Annotated in this window: 7 protein-coding genes; 4 read left to right on the forward strand and 3 right to left on the reverse strand. The window is 61.7% G+C overall.

Annotated features, from left to right (window positions below):
- Together JFT86_RS15875 and JFT86_RS15880 are read right to left on the reverse strand one after the other, a co-directional pair.
- Entirely contained in the window at positions 1-870 is an 870-nt protein-coding gene (locus JFT86_RS15875) for an SDR family oxidoreductase (protein WP_201237389.1), read from the reverse strand.
- Between the two features lie 12 nt (positions 871-882).
- Positions 883-2,667 (reverse strand): acyclic terpene utilization AtuA family protein, encoded by a 1,785-nt coding sequence (locus JFT86_RS15880; protein ID WP_201237390.1) that lies wholly within the window; start codon positions 2,665-2,667, stop codon positions 883-885.
- 183 nt (positions 2,668-2,850) lie between these two features.
- Between JFT86_RS15880 and JFT86_RS15885 the strand changes: the two genes are divergently transcribed.
- The 3 genes from JFT86_RS15885 (at position 2,851) to JFT86_RS15895 (ending at position 5,464) form a co-directional block, all read left to right on the forward strand.
- A complete protein-coding gene (locus JFT86_RS15885) occupies positions 2,851-3,474 on the forward strand; it encodes a TetR family transcriptional regulator (RefSeq protein ID WP_201237391.1) in 624 nt (207 codons plus the stop codon).
- A gap of 92 nt (positions 3,475-3,566) precedes the next feature.
- Positions 3,567-4,364, forward strand: coding sequence for a transporter substrate-binding domain-containing protein (locus JFT86_RS15890; RefSeq protein WP_201237392.1), 798 nt, complete (start codon positions 3,567-3,569; stop codon positions 4,362-4,364).
- A gap of 86 nt (positions 4,365-4,450) precedes the next feature.
- The gene (locus JFT86_RS15895) at positions 4,451-5,464 is read left to right on the forward strand and encodes a GNAT family N-acetyltransferase (protein WP_201237393.1); all 1,014 of its coding nucleotides are present in this window, start codon (positions 4,451-4,453) and stop codon (positions 5,462-5,464) included.
- 108 nt (positions 5,465-5,572) lie between these two features.
- Here the strand turns inward: JFT86_RS15895 and JFT86_RS15900 are convergent, their stop codons facing one another.
- The gene (locus JFT86_RS15900; protein ID WP_201237394.1) at positions 5,573-6,127 is read right to left on the reverse strand and encodes an RNA polymerase factor sigma-70; all 555 of its coding nucleotides are present in this window, start codon (positions 6,125-6,127) and stop codon (positions 5,573-5,575) included.
- A gap of 377 nt (positions 6,128-6,504) precedes the next feature.
- Between JFT86_RS15900 and JFT86_RS15905 the strand changes: the two genes are divergently transcribed.
- On the forward strand, positions 6,505-19,503 hold the full coding sequence (locus JFT86_RS15905; RefSeq protein WP_201237395.1) for a non-ribosomal peptide synthetase: 12,999 nt from the start codon (positions 6,505-6,507) through the stop codon (positions 19,501-19,503).
- Positions 19,504-19,685: the final 182 nt, after the last annotated feature.

A 19,685-nucleotide genomic window follows, 5' to 3' on the forward strand; every position in this document is an offset into this window, starting at 1 on the left:
TTACTCCTTGTCCTTCAAAACTTCGGGAAGGTAGGCGCGGTGAAAGCCATTGAAGGATTCGCTGTGGGTCGCCTTGTGCAACGGCCATGCACGGCTGCCGAGGCTGGCCGCGCCGTCGATTTTCAAGGTGCTGCCACTGATGAACGCCGCCGCCGGACTGAGCAGAAAGACAATCGCCGCACTGACTTCCGATTCGGTGCCGATGCGCTTGAGCGGCACATGCTCGCGCAGGGTCGGGATCACCGCTTTGAACGCGCCCTCGTAAGTGTCCATGCCGCTGGAAGCGATCCAGCCTGGTGCCACCGCGTTGACCCGCACCCCGGCATAACCCCACTCGAACGCTGCGGTTTTGGTGAAGTTGTCCATGCCCGAGCGCGCCGCGCCCGAGTGGCCCATGCCGGGCATGCCGCCCCACATGTCGGCGAGCATGTTGACGATGTTGCCGCCGTGCTTGCTCATCGACTGGTTGAACACTTCCCGCGCCATCAGGAAGCCGCCCACCAGATTGGTGCGCAGCACGGTTTCGAAACCTTTCTGATTGATCGACGCCAATGGCGACGGGTACTGACCGCCGGCATTGTTGACCAGTCCGTGAATCGGCCCGTGTCCGTCGATCAATTCGCTGACCAGTTGCTTCACCGCTTCTTCATCGCGGATATCGCAGGCTTTCCAGTGCGCACGCCCACCGTCCTCGGCGATCTCGGTGGCAACCGCTTGCAGTTTTTCCGGTTTGCGCCCGACCAACAGCACATTGGCGCCGAGTGCGGCGAGTTCATGAGCGGTGCAGCGCCCGATGCCGCTGCCGCCCCCGGTGACAATTATGGTCTGACCGCTGAACAGACCGGTTTTGAATATCGACGCGTAAGCCATGCAAACAATCCTCTAATCGAGCTGCTCGGCGATGCTCTGCGGCACCGGGATCTGGATTTCCAACAGTTGCTGTGCGAAAGCCTTGCCTTGCGGGTCGATGCGCAGACTGGCGACACCGCCGCCGCCGAGGGCGTTTTCCAGAAGGAAATTCAGGCTGTGGGTGCCAGGCAGATACCAGCGTTCGACCCGGCCGTGAATCGGGTCGAGGACGTGGCTCATCCAGTCGACGATCACCGCCGGGGTCAGCGCTTCGGCGATCCATGGCAGGTATTCGGGCTGGCGCGGTAGCACGCCGATGTTGCTGTGATTGCCCTTGTCTCCGGAACGCGCCACAGCGAGTTTTACCAACGCCACGCTGGCGTCGGCACGGCCCTGGGGTTTGGGTGGTTGATCGGCGATTGGCAGGTCGTGGCTGTCGAGCGCGGTCAACGAGGGCAGGGGGCATGGATGATGTTCACCGGCCATGTCGATGTGCAACGTGCAGGCACTTTTATCGATCAGGAACGAAAACAGGCGGATCAGCGGGTAGACCGTCGGCCGACCGCCGACGATGCCGGTCAGCCCCGGGGCCATGCCTGTCGCGGCCTGGGCGATTTCCCGGGAGAACACGATCAGGGCCTTTTTGTCCGGATGGCGGACGGCGAGTTTGATCACCACTTCACGGCTGTCGCGACGCTGGCCGTGGGGGCCGTAAGTGGCTTCGCTGCCGAGCAGTTCGATATGGGTTTCGCTGTAGGGCGCCCAGCCGCGCTGGCTGAACATCTCTGCTGTCTTGTCGATGATCGCCTGGCTGACCCGGCGGGCCTTTTCCACCGCGTCGATGCCGGCGATCAGGCAACTGGCGGTGCAGCGAAAGCCGTCCGGATACGTCGCGCTGACCTTGTATTTGTCGCCGGGCGGCAGGCCTTTGGCGCCGTGCACGTGCACCGCGTTCTGGCCTTGTTGGCGGAGTTTGACCTGGCTGAAATCGCAGATCACATCGGGTAGCAGATACGCCTGCGGATCACCGATTTCGTAGAGCAACTGTTCGCCAACGGTCAGCGGCGTGACCAGTCCGCCGGAGCCTTCGGGTTTGCTGACGATGAAGTGGCTGTCGGCGCTGACTTCAACGATGGGAAAGCCGATGTGCTGGTAATCCGGTACGTCGCGCCAGTCGGTGAAGTTGCCGCCGGTGCATTGCGCGCCGCATTCGATGATGTGCCCGGCCAGCGCTGCCTGGGCGAGTTTGTCGTAGTCGTGCCACGACCAGCCGAATTCGTGCACCAGCGCCGCGCTGACCACCGCACTGTCGACCACTCGACCGGTGATAACGATGTCGGCGCCGAGACGCAGCGCTTCGACAATGCCCGGCGCACCGAGGTAGGCGTTGGTCGAAACGCACATCGGTGGCAACGGCGCGCCGCTGAACATCTCGCGGATGCCGGTGAGTTGTTTGAATTGTGGTTGCAGGTCATCGCCCAGCAACACGGCGATTTTCAGCGCTACACCAGCCTTGTCGCACGCAGCTTGCAGCGCAGCGGCACACGCCTGGGGATTGACCCCGCCAGCGTTGCTGATGACGCGGATATTCTGCTCGGCCAGTTTTGGCAGCAATGGGCTGAGCACGTCGATGAAGTCACTGGCGAACCCGGCCTGCGGGTCCTTCAGGCGTGCGCCGGCCATGATCGACATGGTGATCTCGGCGAGGTAATCGAATACCAGATAATCCAGGCGTCCGCCGTGCACAAGTTGCGCGGCGGCGGTCGACGTGTCACCCCAGAAAGCACTGGCGCATCCGATGCGGACGGTGGTTGGCATTTTTATCTCCGACTCAGGAACCTGCGACAGAAGTGTCTGGAGGCTACCAAGCAAGCGCTTGGTTTGTAAACAGCTGAAATATCTTCTGCCCAAGCGCTTGCTTGGTCGCCGTCGGCGGCTTAAATTGCGCGCAACCCTGCGGTTTCAGGGGGCAACAGACTGATCGACTGTAGGAGAGAACGGGTGGACGAGCAAAAAGCCCTGAGGGTCATGCGCGAATTGGTCGACGATGGCCAGTTGACCGACCCGGACAGCGCCCGCGGCAAACTGCTGCAAGTGGCGGCTCATCTGTTCCGCAATAAAGGCTATGAGCGCACCACGGTGCGCGATCTGGCCGGTGCGGTGGGCATTCAGTCGGGGAGCATTTTTCATCACTTCAAGAGCAAGGATGAAATCCTCCGTGCCGTGATGGAAGAAACCATCCGTTACAACACCGCGTTGATGCGCGCAGCACTGGCCGATGCCGGCAATGTGCGTGAGCGTGTGCTGGCGCTGATTCGCTGCGAATTGCAGTCGATCATGGGCGGCAGCGGTGAGGCGATGGCGGTGCTGGTCTACGAATGGCGCTCGTTGTCCGAAGAGGGCCAGGCCAAAGTCCTCGCCCTGCGTGACGTCTATGAAGACATCTGGCTACAGGTGCTCGGTGAAGCCAAGGACGCCGGATTTATCCGCGGCGATGTATTTATTACTCGACGTTTCCTCACCGGCGCCCTGTCCTGGACGACCACCTGGTTCCGTGCCGGCGGCAGTTTGAGCCTCGATCAGTTGGCCGACGAGGCGTTGATTCTGGTCCTTGAAGAGCGTTGAAGCGCTTTCTATCGAGTCGGGAAACTGGCTAACTGGGCGAAACCGCCTAGCTTGAATGCATTGATCGGTATTTTTTCGGGGAGTGGGGTGTTTTGAAGTCTTCGCCAATTCGGACGGCCGCGGGGTTGTTGCTCGCAGCGCTGGCTGCAATATGGGTATTGCCCGCTCAGGCAGCGCAACTGGTTCGAGTGGGCGCGGCGCATTTTCCGCCCTACACCGTTCGCCCGGAAAACGGTGCCGACACGGGCCTGTTGCCGCAGTTGGTCGAGGCGTTGAACCGCCTGCAAAGTGACTATCAATTTGTCTTGGTGCCGACGTCGATTCCTCGCCGGTTCGGTGATTTCAAACAGGGACGGATCGACATGGCGATCTTCGAGAACCCTGAGTGGGGCTGGAAGGAAATTCCCCACACCGATGTTGATATGGGCCTTGAGGACGCTGAGATTTTCGTCGCGCAACGCGAGGATGGCCGTCAGCAAAATTACTTTGCCGACCTTACCGGCAAGCGTCTGGCGCTGTTCAGCGGTTATCACTACGAATTCGCCAACTTCAATGCCGATCCAAAATTCCTCGCGCAGAACTTCAATGCCACGCTGACCTATTCCCATGACAGCAACCTGTTGATGGTACTGCGCGGGCGCGCTGATATTGCCCTGGTGACCCGTTCGTACCTGAGTGATTACCTGCTGCGAAACGAAAAGGTGCGTGATGAGTTGCTGGTGTCGCAGCGCATTGATCAGATCTATCACCACTACGCCATTTTGCGTCCGACCGCGCCGATCAGCGGTGAAGCGTTCGGCAAGCTGCTGCAAGGTCTGCGCGACAACGGCGAGATGCTGAAGATTTTCGATCCGTACCGGATAGCCGTGGTGCCGATGCCTCACCACTGAGGCACCGATTTGCCGCTGAGGCTAAATTTCCCCGCTCGGCTCACGTCCCATCGTAGAACTGTCGACGATTATCGTGAGCCCGACCCATGTCCAATCTGAATGACCTGACTGCCCTGGCCTTGCCTTCGGGCAGCCAATTGGTAGCCGATGCAACCGAAAGCCGTCTGAGCCTGAGCCTGGACGGGCAACCGCTGATTCGCCTGCGCCTTGATCGCGAGGCCCAAGGGCCGATCCAGATCGATGAGCGTTTTGCCCTGCCGCCGGCCCAGGCGCTGTGGGCGGCCTGTTATTGGCTGTTCGCGCGCGATCCCGGGTGCCAGCAATTGACCTGGCAACTGGACCAGCCGCCGACCGAAGCCTTGCTCAGCGGTTTGTTGGTGAACACTGAAGTGGCCGGTGAATACCGCTGTGAGCGCGGGTTGTTCTGGCAATTGCCACAACCGTGGCTCGGCACTTCGCTGACCGGCAGCTATCCGCAGCAAATGGTCATCAGCAGTGGCAAGCGCCATCCGCTGCGACCGGTCAAGCCACGGGGTGAAGTCTATCGGCGTTTTGATGCGCGCCTGGGGGCGTGGATTTCCCTGCGCACGGTCGAAATCGAAGCAGACCTGCCGCGTTTCAATCGCTGGCAGAACAGCCCGCGAGTGGCCAGTTTCTGGCAGGAGGAGGGCAGCCTCGAAAAGCATCGCGAGTACCTGAGCAAACTCGATGCCGATCCGCACACGCTGACCTTGATCGGCTGTTTCGATGATCAGCCGTTTGCCTATTTCGAAGCCTATTGGGCCAAGGAAGATCGCATCGCGCCGTTCTACGACGCGGACAATTACGATCGCGGCATTCACATGTTGGTGGGGGAGGAGGATCACCGTGGTCCGCACAAGGTGGCGAGTTGGCTGTCGGCGTTGGTGCATTACCTGTTTCTGGATGATCCGCGCACGCAACGGGTGGTCGCCGAACCGCGTGCCGACAACGCGAAGATGATCGGCCACATGCACAACCAGTGCTTCCATTGTGAGAAAGAGTTCGACTTCCCGCACAAGCGTGCGGCGTTGATGATTCTGGGGCGCGAACGGTTTTTTGATCGCTGCAAGCTGGCTTGAGATTGCTGTAAAGCAAAAGATCGCAGCCTGCGGCAGCTCCTACAGGAAACGCATTCCACTGTAGGAGCTGCCGAAGGCTGCGATCTTTTTTGTGCGGACAATCCGGTCTTAACGACGACCCATAGCCACTGCGTCACGACGGCTGCCCGACACCTTGCGGCAGTGCACCAGCGCATCGCGAATCATGAAGTTGACCAGCGTCGGCGAAACCCCCAGTTCCTTGGCGATGTCCTTCTGCGGCACGCCATGCAAACGGTACATCTCGAACGCGTAGCGAGTGCGGCTGGGCAGCTCGGTCAGGGCGTCGGCGATGTTTTCCAGGGTCGAGAAATTGATGTGCGAGATCTCCGGCGAAGCACCCTGAATGACCACGTTCAGCCCTTCCTCTTCAGGACCGGAATACTTCTGCTCCAGCGCCTGTTTGCGGTAGTGATCGATGGCGAGGTTGCGCACGATCTGGAACAGATAACTCAATTGAGCCTTGATCGACGACGTGATCGGTGGCGCCGATTGCAGTCGGAAAAACGCATCCTGCACCACATCTTCGGCGCGCGACCGGCAGCCGGTAATGCGGGCTGCAATCTTGACCAGAATCAGTCGGTTGTCGACGAATGCCTGAAGTAGCGGTGAATCGCACCTGCTTGTGGATACTTGTTCCGTCATGGAAATCACCTTGCTGCCAATAGGTTAGTGGGACGCCTGGGGACGGGGCCGTCCTACACATCGAGCGACAAATTATGTTGAATGATAATGATTGTCAATTGAGAAAGAGAAGTAATGCTTCAAATCAGTGCGATGTGATAACTGCGACACGCCGCCACACCCCGGCCCCATTGGCGATCCAGCCTGCCGACTAATTATTTCAAGACGTCATCCGTTCTCATTGGTGAATGGTTCCGGGTGCCGAGCCCCGGCCAGACAGCATTCCCATGCCTTGCGCGGTCGACGCAGACCGCGCCCTGCATGCGCTCCATGCCCCTGGATGGGTGTGACGCAGCAAACCGATTCCACTAGCAAGCCGAATTCAGGCAGGAAACCAAATGACCGACGCGTTCGAACTCCCCAGCACCCTGGTCCAAGCCCTCCAGCGCCGCGCGGCCCTGACGCCGGATCGGCTGGCCCTGCGTTTTCTCGCCGAGAACGAAGAGCAGGCTGTGGTACTCAGCTATCGCGAACTGGATCAGCGTGCGCGGACCATCGCCGCCGCGTTGCAGGCCGAGGCTGAATTCGGTGATCGCGCGGTTTTACTGTTCCCCAGCGGTCCGGACTACGTCGCGGCATTCTTCGGTTGCCTGTATGCGGGCGTGATTGCGGTGCCGGCTTATCCGCCGGAATCGGCACGCCGTCATCATCAAGAGCGTCTGCTGTCGATCATCGCCGACGCCGAGCCGCGCCTGCTGCTGACCAGCGCCGACCTGCGCGAGGCCTTGCAGCAGATCGAAGGCGCGCCGCCGCTGTTGTGCGTCGACACCCTCGACAACGCACTGGCCGAGCGCTGGGTTGAACCGAGCCTGCCGGCAGACCACATCGCCTTCCTGCAATACACCTCCGGCTCCACTGCATTGCCCAAAGGCGTGCAGGTCAGCCACGGCAATCTGGTGGCCAACGAACTGCTGATCCGCCACGGCTTCGGTATCGATGTAAACCCGGATGACGTGATCGTCAGCTGGCTGCCGCTGTACCACGACATGGGTTTGATCGGCGGCCTGCTGCAACCGATTTTCAGCGGCGTGCCGTGCATCCTCATGTCGCCGGCGTACTTCCTTGGCCGGCCGTTGCGCTGGCTTGAAGCGATCAGCCAATACGGCGGCACCATCAGTGGCGGGCCGGATTTCGCCTATCGCTTGTGCAGCGAACGGGTCAGCGAGTCAGCCATGGAGCGTCTCGACCTGAGCGGCTGGCGCGTGGCCTATTCCGGCTCCGAGCCGATTCGTCTGGATACGAATCAGCGTTTCGCCGAGAAGTTCGCCGCGTGTGGTTTCAGCGAAGACAGTTTCATGGCGTCGTACGGTTTGGCGGAAGCGACGTTGTTCGTCGCCGGCACGCCGCGTGGCAAAGGCATTCCGGCGCTGCGCGTGGACGATCAAGCCCTGGCGCAGAACCGCGCCGAACCTGGTGACGGCAGCCCGATCATGAGTTGCGGCATCAGCCAGCCAGAGCACGCGGTGCTGATCGTCGAACCCTCGAGTCTTGCCGAACTCGCCGACAACGCTGTCGGCGAAGTCTGGGCCGCCGGGCCGAGCATCGCCCTCGGCTACTGGCGCAATCCCGAAGCCAGCGCGAAAACCTTCGTCCAGCATGCCGGTCGTACCTGGCTGCGCACCGGTGATCTGGGCTTTATCCGCGAGGGCGAACTGTTCATCACCGGTCGCCTGAAAGACATGCTTATCGTGCGCGGCCACAACCTGTATCCGCAGGACATCGAGAAGACTGTCGAGAACGAAGTGGAAGTGGTGCGCAAAGGCCGGGTCGCCGCGTTCGCAGTGACTCAGGACGGCGAAGAGGGCATCGGTATCGCTGCGGAAATCAGCCGCAGCGTGCAGAAAATCCTTGCGCCCGAGGCGTTGATCAAAGCCATCCGTCAGGCAGTCGCCGAGGCTTATCAGGAAGCGCCGAGCGTCGTGGTGTTGCTGAATCCGGGTGCGTTGCCGAAGACGTCCAGCGGCAAACTGCAACGTTCGGCCTGCCGCAATCGGCTGGTCGACGGCAGCCTCGACAGCTACGCGGTGTTTCCGTCGAGCGCGGCCGACACCCAAGAGTCGACCACCAGCGCCTCTGAACTCGAAGCGCTGATCGCGGGGATCTGGGCCGAGCAACTCAACGTCAAACAGGTCAATAGCGACGATCACTTCTTCCTGCTCGGCGGCAACTCGATTGCCGCCACGCAAGTGATTGCCCGGGTGCGCGAGCAACTCGGTCTGGAGCTGAGCCTGCGCCTGTTGTTCGAGGCACCGACGCTGTCCGCGTTCGCCGCTGCGGTGGCGCAACAGCAACAGGATGGTGGCAGTGCCCAAGGCGATATCAACGCGTTGTCGCGCACGGAAGCACTGCCGCAATCGCTGGCGCAAAACCGCTTGTGGATCACCTGGCAGCTCGACCCGCAGAGCAGCGCCTACAACATTCCCGGTGGCCTGCGTCTGCGTGGCGAACTGGACGAAGACGCCTTGCGCGCCAGCTTCCAGCAATTGATCGAGCGCCACGAATCCCTGCGCACGCGCTTCGTCGAGCGCGACGGCGTGGCCCTGCAACAGATCGATGCGGCGGCTCAATTCCACCTGCAACTGATCGACATCAGCGACCTGCCGGCCCCTGAGCGTGAAGCTCGCGCCCAGCAGATCCGCGAGGACGAAGCACGCACCCAGTTCGATCTGGAAAAAGGCCCGTTGCTCTGGGTGACGCTGATTCGCCTCGATGACGAAGATCACCAATTGCTGGTGACCATGCACCACATCATCGCTGACGGCTGGTCGCTGAACGTATTGATCGACGAGTTCTCGCGTCTCTACGCTGCTGCTTCCCAAGGCCAACGCGCCGAACTCGCGCCGTTGCCAACCCAGTACGCCGACTACGGCAGTTGGCAGCGCCAATGGCTGGCGCAAGGTGAGGGCGAGCGACAACTGGCGTACTGGAAAGCACAGTTGGGCGAGGAGCATCCGACGCTGGAACTGGCCACCGATCATCCGCGTGCCGCCCAGCAAAATCACAGCGCCGCGCGCCACAGCGTACGTCTGAGCGTCAGCCTCAGCGAAGCGATCCGCAATACCGCGCAAGCGCATCAAGCCACGCCATTCATGCTGTTGCTCTCGGCGTTCCAGAGCCTGTTGCACCGCTACAGCGGTCAGCGCGATATCCGCATCGGCGTACCGAACGCCAACCGTCCGCGCCTGGAAACCCAAGGCCTGATCGGCTTCTTCATCAACACCCAGGTGCTGCGTGCCGACGTCGATGCACGCCTGCCATTTGTCGAACTGCTTGTGCAGACGCGCGAAGCCACACTCGGCGCTCAGGCGAATCAGGATCTGCCGTTCGAACAACTGCTCAAAGCTTTCCCGCAGGCCCGCGAGCAGGGTCTGTTCCAGGTCATGTTCAACCACCAGCAACGTGACCTGAGTGCGCTCAAGCGCCTGCCGGGCCTGCTCGCCGAGGAACTGCCGTGGCACAGCCGCGAGGCCAAGTTCGACCTGCAATTGCACAGTGAAGAAGATCGTAATGGTCGTCTGACGCTGTCCTTCGATTACGCCGATGAATTGTTCGAAGCGGCGAGCATCGAACGTCTGGCCGAACACTTCAGCAACCTGCTGCGCGCCGTCTGCGAGCAACCGCGACAGGCGATCGGCGACTTGCAGCTGCTGACCCCGTGCGAGCAAGAACAGCAGCAGGCATGGAGCGTCGCGCCGTGCACCCCGGCACAACAATGGCTGCCGGAACTGCTCAACGAACAAGTCCGTCAGACGCCGGAGCGTACCGCGCTGGTGTGGGAGGGTGGCAGTCTCGATTTCGCCGAACTGCACACGCAAGCCAACCGTCTCGCGCATTACCTGCGCGACAAAGGCGTCGGTCCGGACGTGTGCGTGGCCATAGCCGCCGAGCGTTCACCGCAGTTGTTGATCGGTCTGTTGGCGATCATCAAGGCCGGCGGCGCCTATGTGCCGCTCGACCCGGATTACCCGGCTGATCGCCTGGCCTACATGCTCAGCGACAGCGGCGTCGAACTGCTGCTGACCCAGACCGAACTACTTGATCGATTGCCGGCTTGCGAGGGCGTCAGCGTCATCGCCATGGACGCCTTGCACCTGGAAAACTGGCCAGGCCAGGCACCGGGCCTGCATCTGCACGGCGACAACCTCGCCTACGTGATTTACACCTCCGGCTCCACCGGCCAACCGAAAGGCGTCGGCAACACTCACGCGGCCCTCGCCGAACGTTTGCAGTGGATGCAGAACAGCTATCGCCTGAACGACAGCGACGTGCTGATGCAGAAAGCGCCGATCAGTTTCGACGTCTCGGTGTGGGAATGCTTCTGGCCGTTGATCACTGGCGCGCGCCTGCTGATTGCCGGCCCGGGCGAACACCGTGATCCGCATCGCATTGCCCAACTGGTTCAGCAATATGGCGTGACCACGCTGCACTTCGTGCCGCCCTTGCTCTCGCTGTTCATCGACGAACCACTGAGTGCCGAATGCACCAGCCTGCGCCGGGTGTTCTCCGGCGGCGAAGCCTTGCCGGCGGAACTGCGCAACCGCGTGTTGGCGCAACTGCCAGCGGTGCAACTGCACAACCGTTACGGCCCGACCGAAACCGCGATCAACGTTACCCATTGGCACTGCACTACAGCCGATGGCGAACGCTCACCGATTGGCCGGCCGCTGGGCAACGTGGTTTGCCGCGTGCTCGACGCCGATCTCAATCCTGTCCCGGCGGGTGTGCCGGGTGAACTGTGCATCAGCGGTATCGGCCTCGCTCGTGGCTACCTCGGTCGCCCGGCGCTGACCGCCGAACGTTTCGTCGTCGATCCACTGGGCGAGCAGGGCGCTCGTCTGTACCGCACGGGCGACCGTGCGCGCTGGACATCCGACGGCGTGATCGAATACCTCGGCCGTCTCGATCAACAAGTCAAACTGCGTGGCTTCCGCGTTGAACCGGAAGAAATCGAAGCGCGCCTGCTCGCTCAGGACGGCGTCGTTCAAGCCGTGGTGCTGGTGCGCGAAACCGCCGCTGGCGCGCAACTGATCGGTTACTTCACCGCGACTGACGCCAGCGAAGATCATGACGCGCAAAGCGCCCGGCTGAAAATCGCACTGGCAGCCGAGTTGCCGGAATACATGGTCCCGGCGCAACTGATGCGCCTCGACGCGATGCCCCTCAGCCCCGCCGGTAAACTCGACCGTCGCGCCTTGCCCGAGCCGCAATGGCAAGTGCGTGAGCACGTCGAACCGGTTAGCGAACTGGAACAACAGATCGCCGCGATCTGGCGCGAAGTGCTGGGCCTGGCGCAAGTCGGCCTGCGCGACGACTTCTTCGCCCTTGGCGGTCACTCGCTGCTGGCCACGCAAATCATCTCGCGCACCCGTCAGGCCTGCGACGTCGAGCTGCCGTTGCGCGCATTGTTCGAACACAGTGAACTCGGTGATTTCGCCGAACAGATCCGTCTGATTCAGGCCAGCGGCAAAACCAACAAGCAGCCACCGATTGAAAAAGTCGACCGCAGCCAACCGGTGCCGTTGTCCTACTCGCAACAACGCATGTGGTTCCTCTGGCAGATGGAACCGGACAGCCCGGCGTACAACGTCGGCGGCATGGCGCGCTTGCGTGGCGTGTTGCATGTCGAGCGTTTCGAGGCTGCGCTGCAAGCGCTGATCCTGCGCCACGAAACCCTGCGCACCACCTTCCCGAGCGTCGATGGCGTCGCCCGTCAACAGGTGCACGCCGAAACCGGTGTGCGCATGGACTGGAAGGATTTCTCGAAACTGCCGGCTGATCTGCGTGAGCACAACGTCCAGCAACTGGCCGACGCCGAAGCGCACTTGCCATTCGATCTGGAAACCGGCCCGCTGCTGCGCGCCTGTCTGGTCAAGACGGCCGAGCAAGAACACTACTTTGTCCTGACCCTGCACCACATCGTCACCGAAGGCTGGGCGATGGATATTTTCGCTCGCGAACTCAGCGCGCTCTATGAAGCCTTTGTCGACGACCGCGATTCACCGCTGGAACCGTTGCCGGTGCAGTACCTCGACTACAGCGTCTGGCAGCGCAACTGGCTGGAATCCGGCGAGCGTCAGCGTCAGCTCGACTACTGGACCGCGCAACTCGGTCGCGAACATCCACTGCTGGAATTGCCGGGCGACCGTCCGCGTCCGCCGGTGCAAAGTCATCAGGGTGAACTGTTCCGTTTCGATCTGAGCGATGATCTCGCCGCCCGCGTTCGTGCGTTCAACGCGCAAAACGGTCTGACCCTGTTCATGACCATGACCGCCGCGCTCGCCACGCTTTTGTACCGTTACAGCGGGCAGACCGATCTGCGCATCGGCGCGCCAGTGGCCAACCGTATCCGCCCGGAAAGTGAAGGGCTGATCGGTGCGTTCCTCAACACCCAGGTGCTGCGTTGCCAGCTCGACGGGATGATGTCGGTTGGCGAGTTGTTCGAGCAGGTTCGTCACACGGTGATCGAAGGTCAGTCCCATCAGGATCTGCCGTTCGATCATCTGGTTGAAGCCTTGCAGCCGCCGCGCAGCGCCGCGTACAACCCGTTGTTCCAGGTGATGTGCAACGTGCAGCGCTGGGAATTCCAGCAGAGCCGCATGCTCGCCGGCATGACCGTCGAATACCTGGCCAACGATGCGCGGGCGACCAAGTTCGACCTCAATCTTGAAGTCACCGACCTCGACCATCGCCTCGGTTGCTGCCTGACGTACAGCACCGATCTGTTCGACGAACCCACCATCGCCCGCATGGCCAGACATTGGTGCAATCTGCTGGAAGCGCTGATCGCCGATCCGCAGCAGCGCCTCAGCGAGTTGCCGCTGCTCGATGCGCCAGAACAACAGCGCCTGCTCGACAGCCTCGGTGTCGAACCGGGTGAGCATCGTCTCGACCAGTGCATTCATCACCTCTTTGCCGAACAGGCGCTGGCGCGCAAAGACGCACCTGCGCTGACCTTCGCCGGGCAGACGCTGAGCTACGCCGAACTCGATGCCCGCGCCAATCGACTGGCCTGGGCCTTGCGTGAGCGTGGCGTCGGCCCGCAAGTGCGGGTCGGTCTGGCGCTGGAGCGTTCGCTGGAAATGGTCATCGGCCTGCTGGCGATTCTCAAGGCCGGTGGCGCCTATGTGCCGCTGGACCCGGAATACCCGCTCGACCGTTTGCACTACATGATCGAAGACAGCCGTATCGGTCTGCTGCTCAGTGATCGCGCAATGTTCGAGGCGCTCGGCGATTTGCCGGCTAGCGTGGCGCGCTGGTGTCTGGAGGATGACAGCGCGGCACTCGCCGATTATCCGGCCAGCGAGCTGCCGTTTATCAGCCTGCCGCAGCATCAGGCCTACCTGATTTACACCTCGGGTTCGACCGGCAAACCGAAAGGCGTGGTGGTCTCCCACGGCGAAATCGCCATGCATTGCCAAGCCGTGATCGAGCGTTTCGGCATGCGCCCGGACGACTGCGAACTGCACTTCTATTCGATCAACTTCGACGCCGCGACAGAACGTCTGCTGGTGCCGCTGCTCAGCGGCGCGCAGGTGGTGCTGCGTGCGCAAGGTCAGTGGGACGCGGAAGAAATCTGCGGATTGATCCGCAACCATCAAATCAACGTGCTCGGCTTCACCCCGAGCTACGGCAGCCAGTTGGCGCAGTTCCTCGCCACGCAAAATGAAATCCTGCCGGTGCGGATGATCATCACCGGCGGCGAAGCGCTGACCGGCGAACACCTGCAACGGATTCGTGCAGCGTTCAAGCCAAGCCTGTTCTTCAATGCCTACGGTCCGACCGAAACCGTGGTCATGCCGCTGGCCAGTCTGGCGCCGGAGGTGTTGGAAGAGGGAGCTGGCAGTGTGCCGATCGGCAGCGTGATCGGCGACCGCGTGGCGTACATTCTCGACGCTGACCTGGCGCTGGTGCCGCAAGGTGCGACCGGTGAATTGTTCGTCGGCGGCGCCGGACTGGCGCAGGCCTACCACGACCGTCCGGGCATCACGGCCGAACGGTTTGTCGCTGACCCGTTCGCCATTGATGGCGGGCGCATGTATCGCACTGGCGATCTGGTGCGCCAGCGTGCCGATGGCTTGGTGGAATATCTGGGGCGGATCGACCATCAGGTGAAAATCCGTGGTTTCCGTATCGAGCTGGGCGAAATCGAAACCCGTCTGCTCGATCACGCTTCAATCCGCGAGGCCGTGGTGCTGGCGCTGGATGCGCCGAGCGGCAAACAACTGGTCGGCTATTTGGTGACTGACATCGCCGAGCAAAGCGAAACCAGGCAGGCTGAACTGCGCGAAGCGCTGAAGTCGCATCTCAAGAGCCAACTGCCGGATTACATGGTGCCGACGCACCTGATCCTGCTGGCGAGCATGCCGCTGACCGCCAACGGCAAACTCGACCGCCGCGCCTTGCCGGCGCCGGATCCGGAGCTGAACCGTCAGGATTACGTGGCACCGAGCAACGAGCTGGAGCAAACCCTGGCGCAGATCTGGTGCGAAGTACTCAACGTTGAGCAGGTCGGCCTCAACGACAACTTCTTCGAACTGGGCGGCGACTCGATTCTGTCGATTCAGGTGGTCAGTCGTGCGCGGCAGCAAGGCATTCATTTCAGCCCGCGTGATCTGTTCCAGCATCAGACGGTGCAGACCCTGGCGGCGGTCGCGAGCCGCAGCGAACAAGTGACGGCCGAGCAAGGACTGGTCACCGGTGAGTCGCGTCTGACGCCAATCCAGCACTGGTTCTTCGACACTGAAATCCCTGAACGTCAGCACTGGAACCAGGCGTTATTGCTGGAGCCGACCGTAGCGCTGGAGCCGCATCGTCTGGAGCAGGCGCTGCTGGCGGTGATCGAACAGCACGACGCCTTGCGCCTGCGTTTCAGCGCGGTTGGCGGGGCATGGCAAGCGACGCATCAACCGGTGTCCGATGCGCCAGTGTTGTGGCAAGTGCGCGTGACCTCGATGGACAAGTGCGAGGCGCTGTTCGCCGATGCCCAACGCAGTCTCGATCTGGAAAACGGCCCGCTGCTGCGTGCCTTGCTGGTCGATGGGCCAGAAGGTCAGCAACGCCTGTTCATCGCTATCCATCACTTGGTGGTCGACGGTGTGTCGTGGCGCGTCTTGCTCGATGATCTGCAAACCGTGTATCGCCAACTCGACGCCGAACAATCGGTGAAGCTGCCGGCGAAAACCAGTGCCTTCAAGGATTGGGCGGCGCGTTTGCAGGCTTACGCCGGCAGCGAATCCCTGCGTGAAGAACTGAGCTGGTGGCAAGCGCAACTGGCCGGACCGAGCGCTGATCTGCCTTGCGAAAACCCGCAGGGTGGCCAGCAGAACCGTCACGCACAAACCGTCAGCGTACGCCTCGATGCCGAGCGCACCCGCCAACTGCTGCAACAGGCGCCGAGCGCTTATCGCACCCAGGTCAACGATCTGCTGCTGACGGCATTGGCCCGCGTGTTGTGCCGCTGGAACGGCCAGCCGTCGGCGCTGATTCAACTAGAAGGTCACGGTCGCGAAACCCTGTTTGACGAGATCGACCTGACCCGCACCGTCGGCTGGTTCACCAGCGCATATCCACTGCGCCTGACCCCGCACAACATCGAAGAAGCCGCCGGGCAGAGCGCTTCGATCAAGGCGATCAAGGAGCAACTGCGTGCGGTACCGCACAAAGGTCTGGGCTACGGCGTGCTGCGTTATCTGGCCGATGACCTCAGCCGACAAAGCATGGCGGCGCTGCCGCAGGCGCCGATCACCTTCAACTACCTCGGCCAGTTCGACCAGAGCTTCGGCAACGATGCACTGTTCCGTCCGCTGGATGAGCCGGTCGGTGCGGCCCACGATCCACAGGCGCCATTGCCCAATGAGTTGAGCGTCGACAGTCAGGTCTACGGCGGTGAACTGCTGCTGCGCTGGACCTTCAGCGCCGAGCGTTATGACACGCAGACCATCAACGACCTGGCCAACGCCTACCTCGGCGAATTGCAGAGCCTGATCGCGCATTGCCTGCAAGACACGGCCGGTGGTCTGACGCCGTCGGACTTCCCGCTGGCGAAGCTGACGCAGGCGCAACTCGATGCCTTGCCGGTACCCGCCGCGCACATCGAAGACGTCTATCCGCTGACGCCGATGCAGGAAGGCATGTTGCTGCACACCTTGCTCGAACCGGGCACTGGTTTGTACTACATGCAGGATCGCTATCGCATCAACAGCGAACTCGACCCCGAGCGTTTCGCTCAGGCCTGGCAAACGGTGGTCGCCCGTCATGAAGCACTGCGTGCGTCGTTCTGCTGGAACGTCGGCGAAGACATGCTGCAAGTGATTCACACGCCGGGTCGCACGCCAATCGAGTATCTCGACTGGAGCAACGTCAGCGAAGACGAGCAGGAACCGAAACTGCAAGCGTTGCTGAAAAGCGAACGTGAGGTCGGTTTCGATCTGCTCAATCAGGCGCCGTTCCACCTGCGCCTGATCAAGGTTGGCGCGGCGCGTTACTGGTTCATGATGAGCAACCACCACATCCTCATCGATGCCTGGTGCCGTTCGCTGCTGATGAACGATTTCTTTGAGATCTACACCGCGCTCGGCGAAGGTCGCGAAGCACAGTTGAGCGTGCCGCCGCGTTACCGCGATTACATCGGCTGGCTGCAACGTCAGAGCCTGGCCGAAGCGCGCCAGTGGTGGCAGCAGAACCTGCAAGGTTTCGAGCGCACCACGCCGATTCCGAGTGACCGTCCGTTCCTGCGTGAACACGCCGGTGAAAGTGGCGGCATGGTCGTAGGCGACCGTTACACCCGATTGAATGTCGAAGATGGCGCCCGTCTGCGTGAGCTGGCTCAGGCCCATCAACTGACCATCAACACCTTCGCCCAAGCGGCGTGGGCCTTGGTGCTGCGACGCCTGAGCGGTGATCGCGACGTGCTGTTCGGCGTGACCGTGGCCGGGCGTCCGGTGGAAATGCCGGAGATGCAACGCACTGTCGGCCTGTTCATCAACAGCATCGCGCTGCGGGTGCAGATCCCGGCAGACGATCAGCGCGCCAGTGTGCGTCAGTGGCTGAGCGGTTTGCTCGACAGCAACATGCAACTGCGCGAGTACGAATACCTGCCGCTGGTGAATATCCAGGAACAGAGCGAATTGCCGAAGGGTCAGCCGCTGTTCGACAGCCTGTTTGTCTTTGAAAACGCTCCGGTGGAAGTCTCGGTACTGGACCGTGCGCAAAGTCTCAACGCCACCTCGGATTCGGGTCGCACACACACCAACTTCCCGCTGACAGCGGTGTGCTACCCGGGCGATGACCTCGGTCTGCATCTGTCTTACGACCAGCGTTACTTCGACGAATCGACGATCGAGCGCATGCTCGGCGAGTTCAAGCGCCTGCTGCTGGCGCTGGTCGATGGTTTCCATGGCGATATGGCCGACCTGCCGTTGCTGGGCACCGAGGAACAGGACTTCCTGCTGCACGGCTGCAATCAGAGCGCCCATGATTACCCGTTGGAGCAAAGCTACGTTGCGCTGTTCGAGACGCAGGTTGCGGCGCATCCGCAACGCATCGCGGCCAGTTGCCTCGATCAGCGATTGAGCTATGCCGAACTCAACCAGAATGCCAACCGTCTCGGCCATGCTCTGGTCGCGGCCGGCGTGGAAATGGATCAACCGGTGGCGCTGCTGGCCGAACGAAATCTCGATCTGCTGGGCATGATCATCGGCAGCTTCAAGGCCGGTGCCGGTTACCTGCCGCTGGATCCTGGCCTGCCGAGCCAGCGTCTGCAGCGCATCATCGAGCTGAGTCGCACGCCGGTCCTGGTGTGCAGCGAGGCATGCCGCACACAGGCGCAGGCGTTGCTCGATGAGTTCAGCTGTGCCAACCGCCCACGTTTGCTGGTGTGGGAAGAGGTGCAGGCGCTGGCGACATCGACGCAAAACCCGGGCATTCATAGCGGGCCGGACAACCTCGCCTACGTGATTTTTACCTCGGGGTCGACCGGCCTGCCGAAAGGCGTGATGGTCGAGCAGCGCGGCATGCTCAATAACCAGTTGAGCAAGGTGCCGTACCTGAAACTGACGGACGCCGATGTGATCGCGCAGACCGCGTCGCAAAGCTTCGATATTTCGGTCTGGCAGTTCCTCGCCGCGCCGCTGTTCGGTGCACGGGTCGACATCGTGCCCAACACCATCGCCCACGATCCGCAGGGTCTGCTGGTGCATGTGCAGGCTCAGGGCATTACCGTGCTGGAGAGCGTGCCGTCGCTGATTCAGGGCATGCTCGCCTCGGATCGCCTGAGCCTCGACGGTCTGCGCTGGATGCTGCCGACCGGTGAAGCGATGCCGCCGGAACTGGCGCATCAATGGCTGCTGCGTTACCCGGACATCGGTCTGGTCAACGCTTACGGCCCGGCCGAATGCTCGGACGACGTAGCGTTTTATCGCGTCGACATGGCCTCGACTCGCGGCAGTTATTTGCCGATTGGTACACCGACCGACAACAACTTGTTGTACCTGCTCGATGGCGCGCTGGAACTGGTGCCGTTGGGAGCGGTGGGTGAGTTGTGTGTGGCGGGCACCGGTGTCGGTCGCGGTTATGTCAGCGATCCGTTGCGCACTGCGCCGGTGTTTGTGCCGAACCCGTTCGGGGCGCCGGGCGAGCGCCTGTATCGCACCGGTGACCTGGCACGGCGTCGCAGCGATGGCGTGCTGGAATACGTCGGTCGGGTCGACCATCAAGTGAAGATCCGTGGCTACCGGATCGAGCTGGGTGAAATCGAAGCGCGCCTGCATGAGCAGCCGGAAATCCGTGATGCGGCGGTCGGTGTCCAAGAGGGCGCCAACGGCAAGCACCTGGTGGGTTATCTGGTCGCCGCTGATTCTGCATTGAATCCAAGTGAACGCCTGGAGCGGATCAAGCAGCGTCTGCGCAGCGAGCTGCCGGAATACATGGTGCCGCTGCACTGGCTGTGGCTGGAGCAACTGCCGCATAACGCCAACGGCAAACTGGACCGCAAGGCTCTGCCAGCGCTGGAGATCGGCCAGTTGCAAAGCCACGATTACCTGGCGCCGCGCAACGAACTGGAGCAGACCCTGACGGATATCTGGGCCGAGGTGCTGAAGGTGGAGAAGGTTGGCGTACGTGACAACTTCTTCGAACTGGGCGGGCACTCGTTGCTGGCTACGCAGATTGCCTCGCGGGTGCAGAAAACCTTGCAGCGTGATGTGCCGCTGCGGGCAATGTTCGAGTGCAGCACAGTGGAAGAACTGGCCGAGTACATCAATGGCCTGGCGGCCAGTGATATCACCGAGGAGAAGGTGGATCGCTTGAATGACCTGATGGCGGAGCTGGAGGGCCTCTAATTCTCTAGCGTTTGTACCGGCCTCATCGCGAGCAGGTTCACTCCTACAGTTGGAATACGTTCCCCTGTAGGAGTGAGCCTGCTCGCGATCGGGGCCGGCACATTTTTAGACATTTCCCCGATTGACGATCCGGAACCGGCAGCTCAGTCTGCCGGTTCTCTTTTTTGTCGCGGGGGTGGTCG

Origin of the sequence: Pseudomonas sp. TH06, from assembly GCF_016651305.1 — a bacterium.
Lineage (GTDB): Bacteria > Pseudomonadota > Gammaproteobacteria > Pseudomonadales > Pseudomonadaceae > Aquipseudomonas.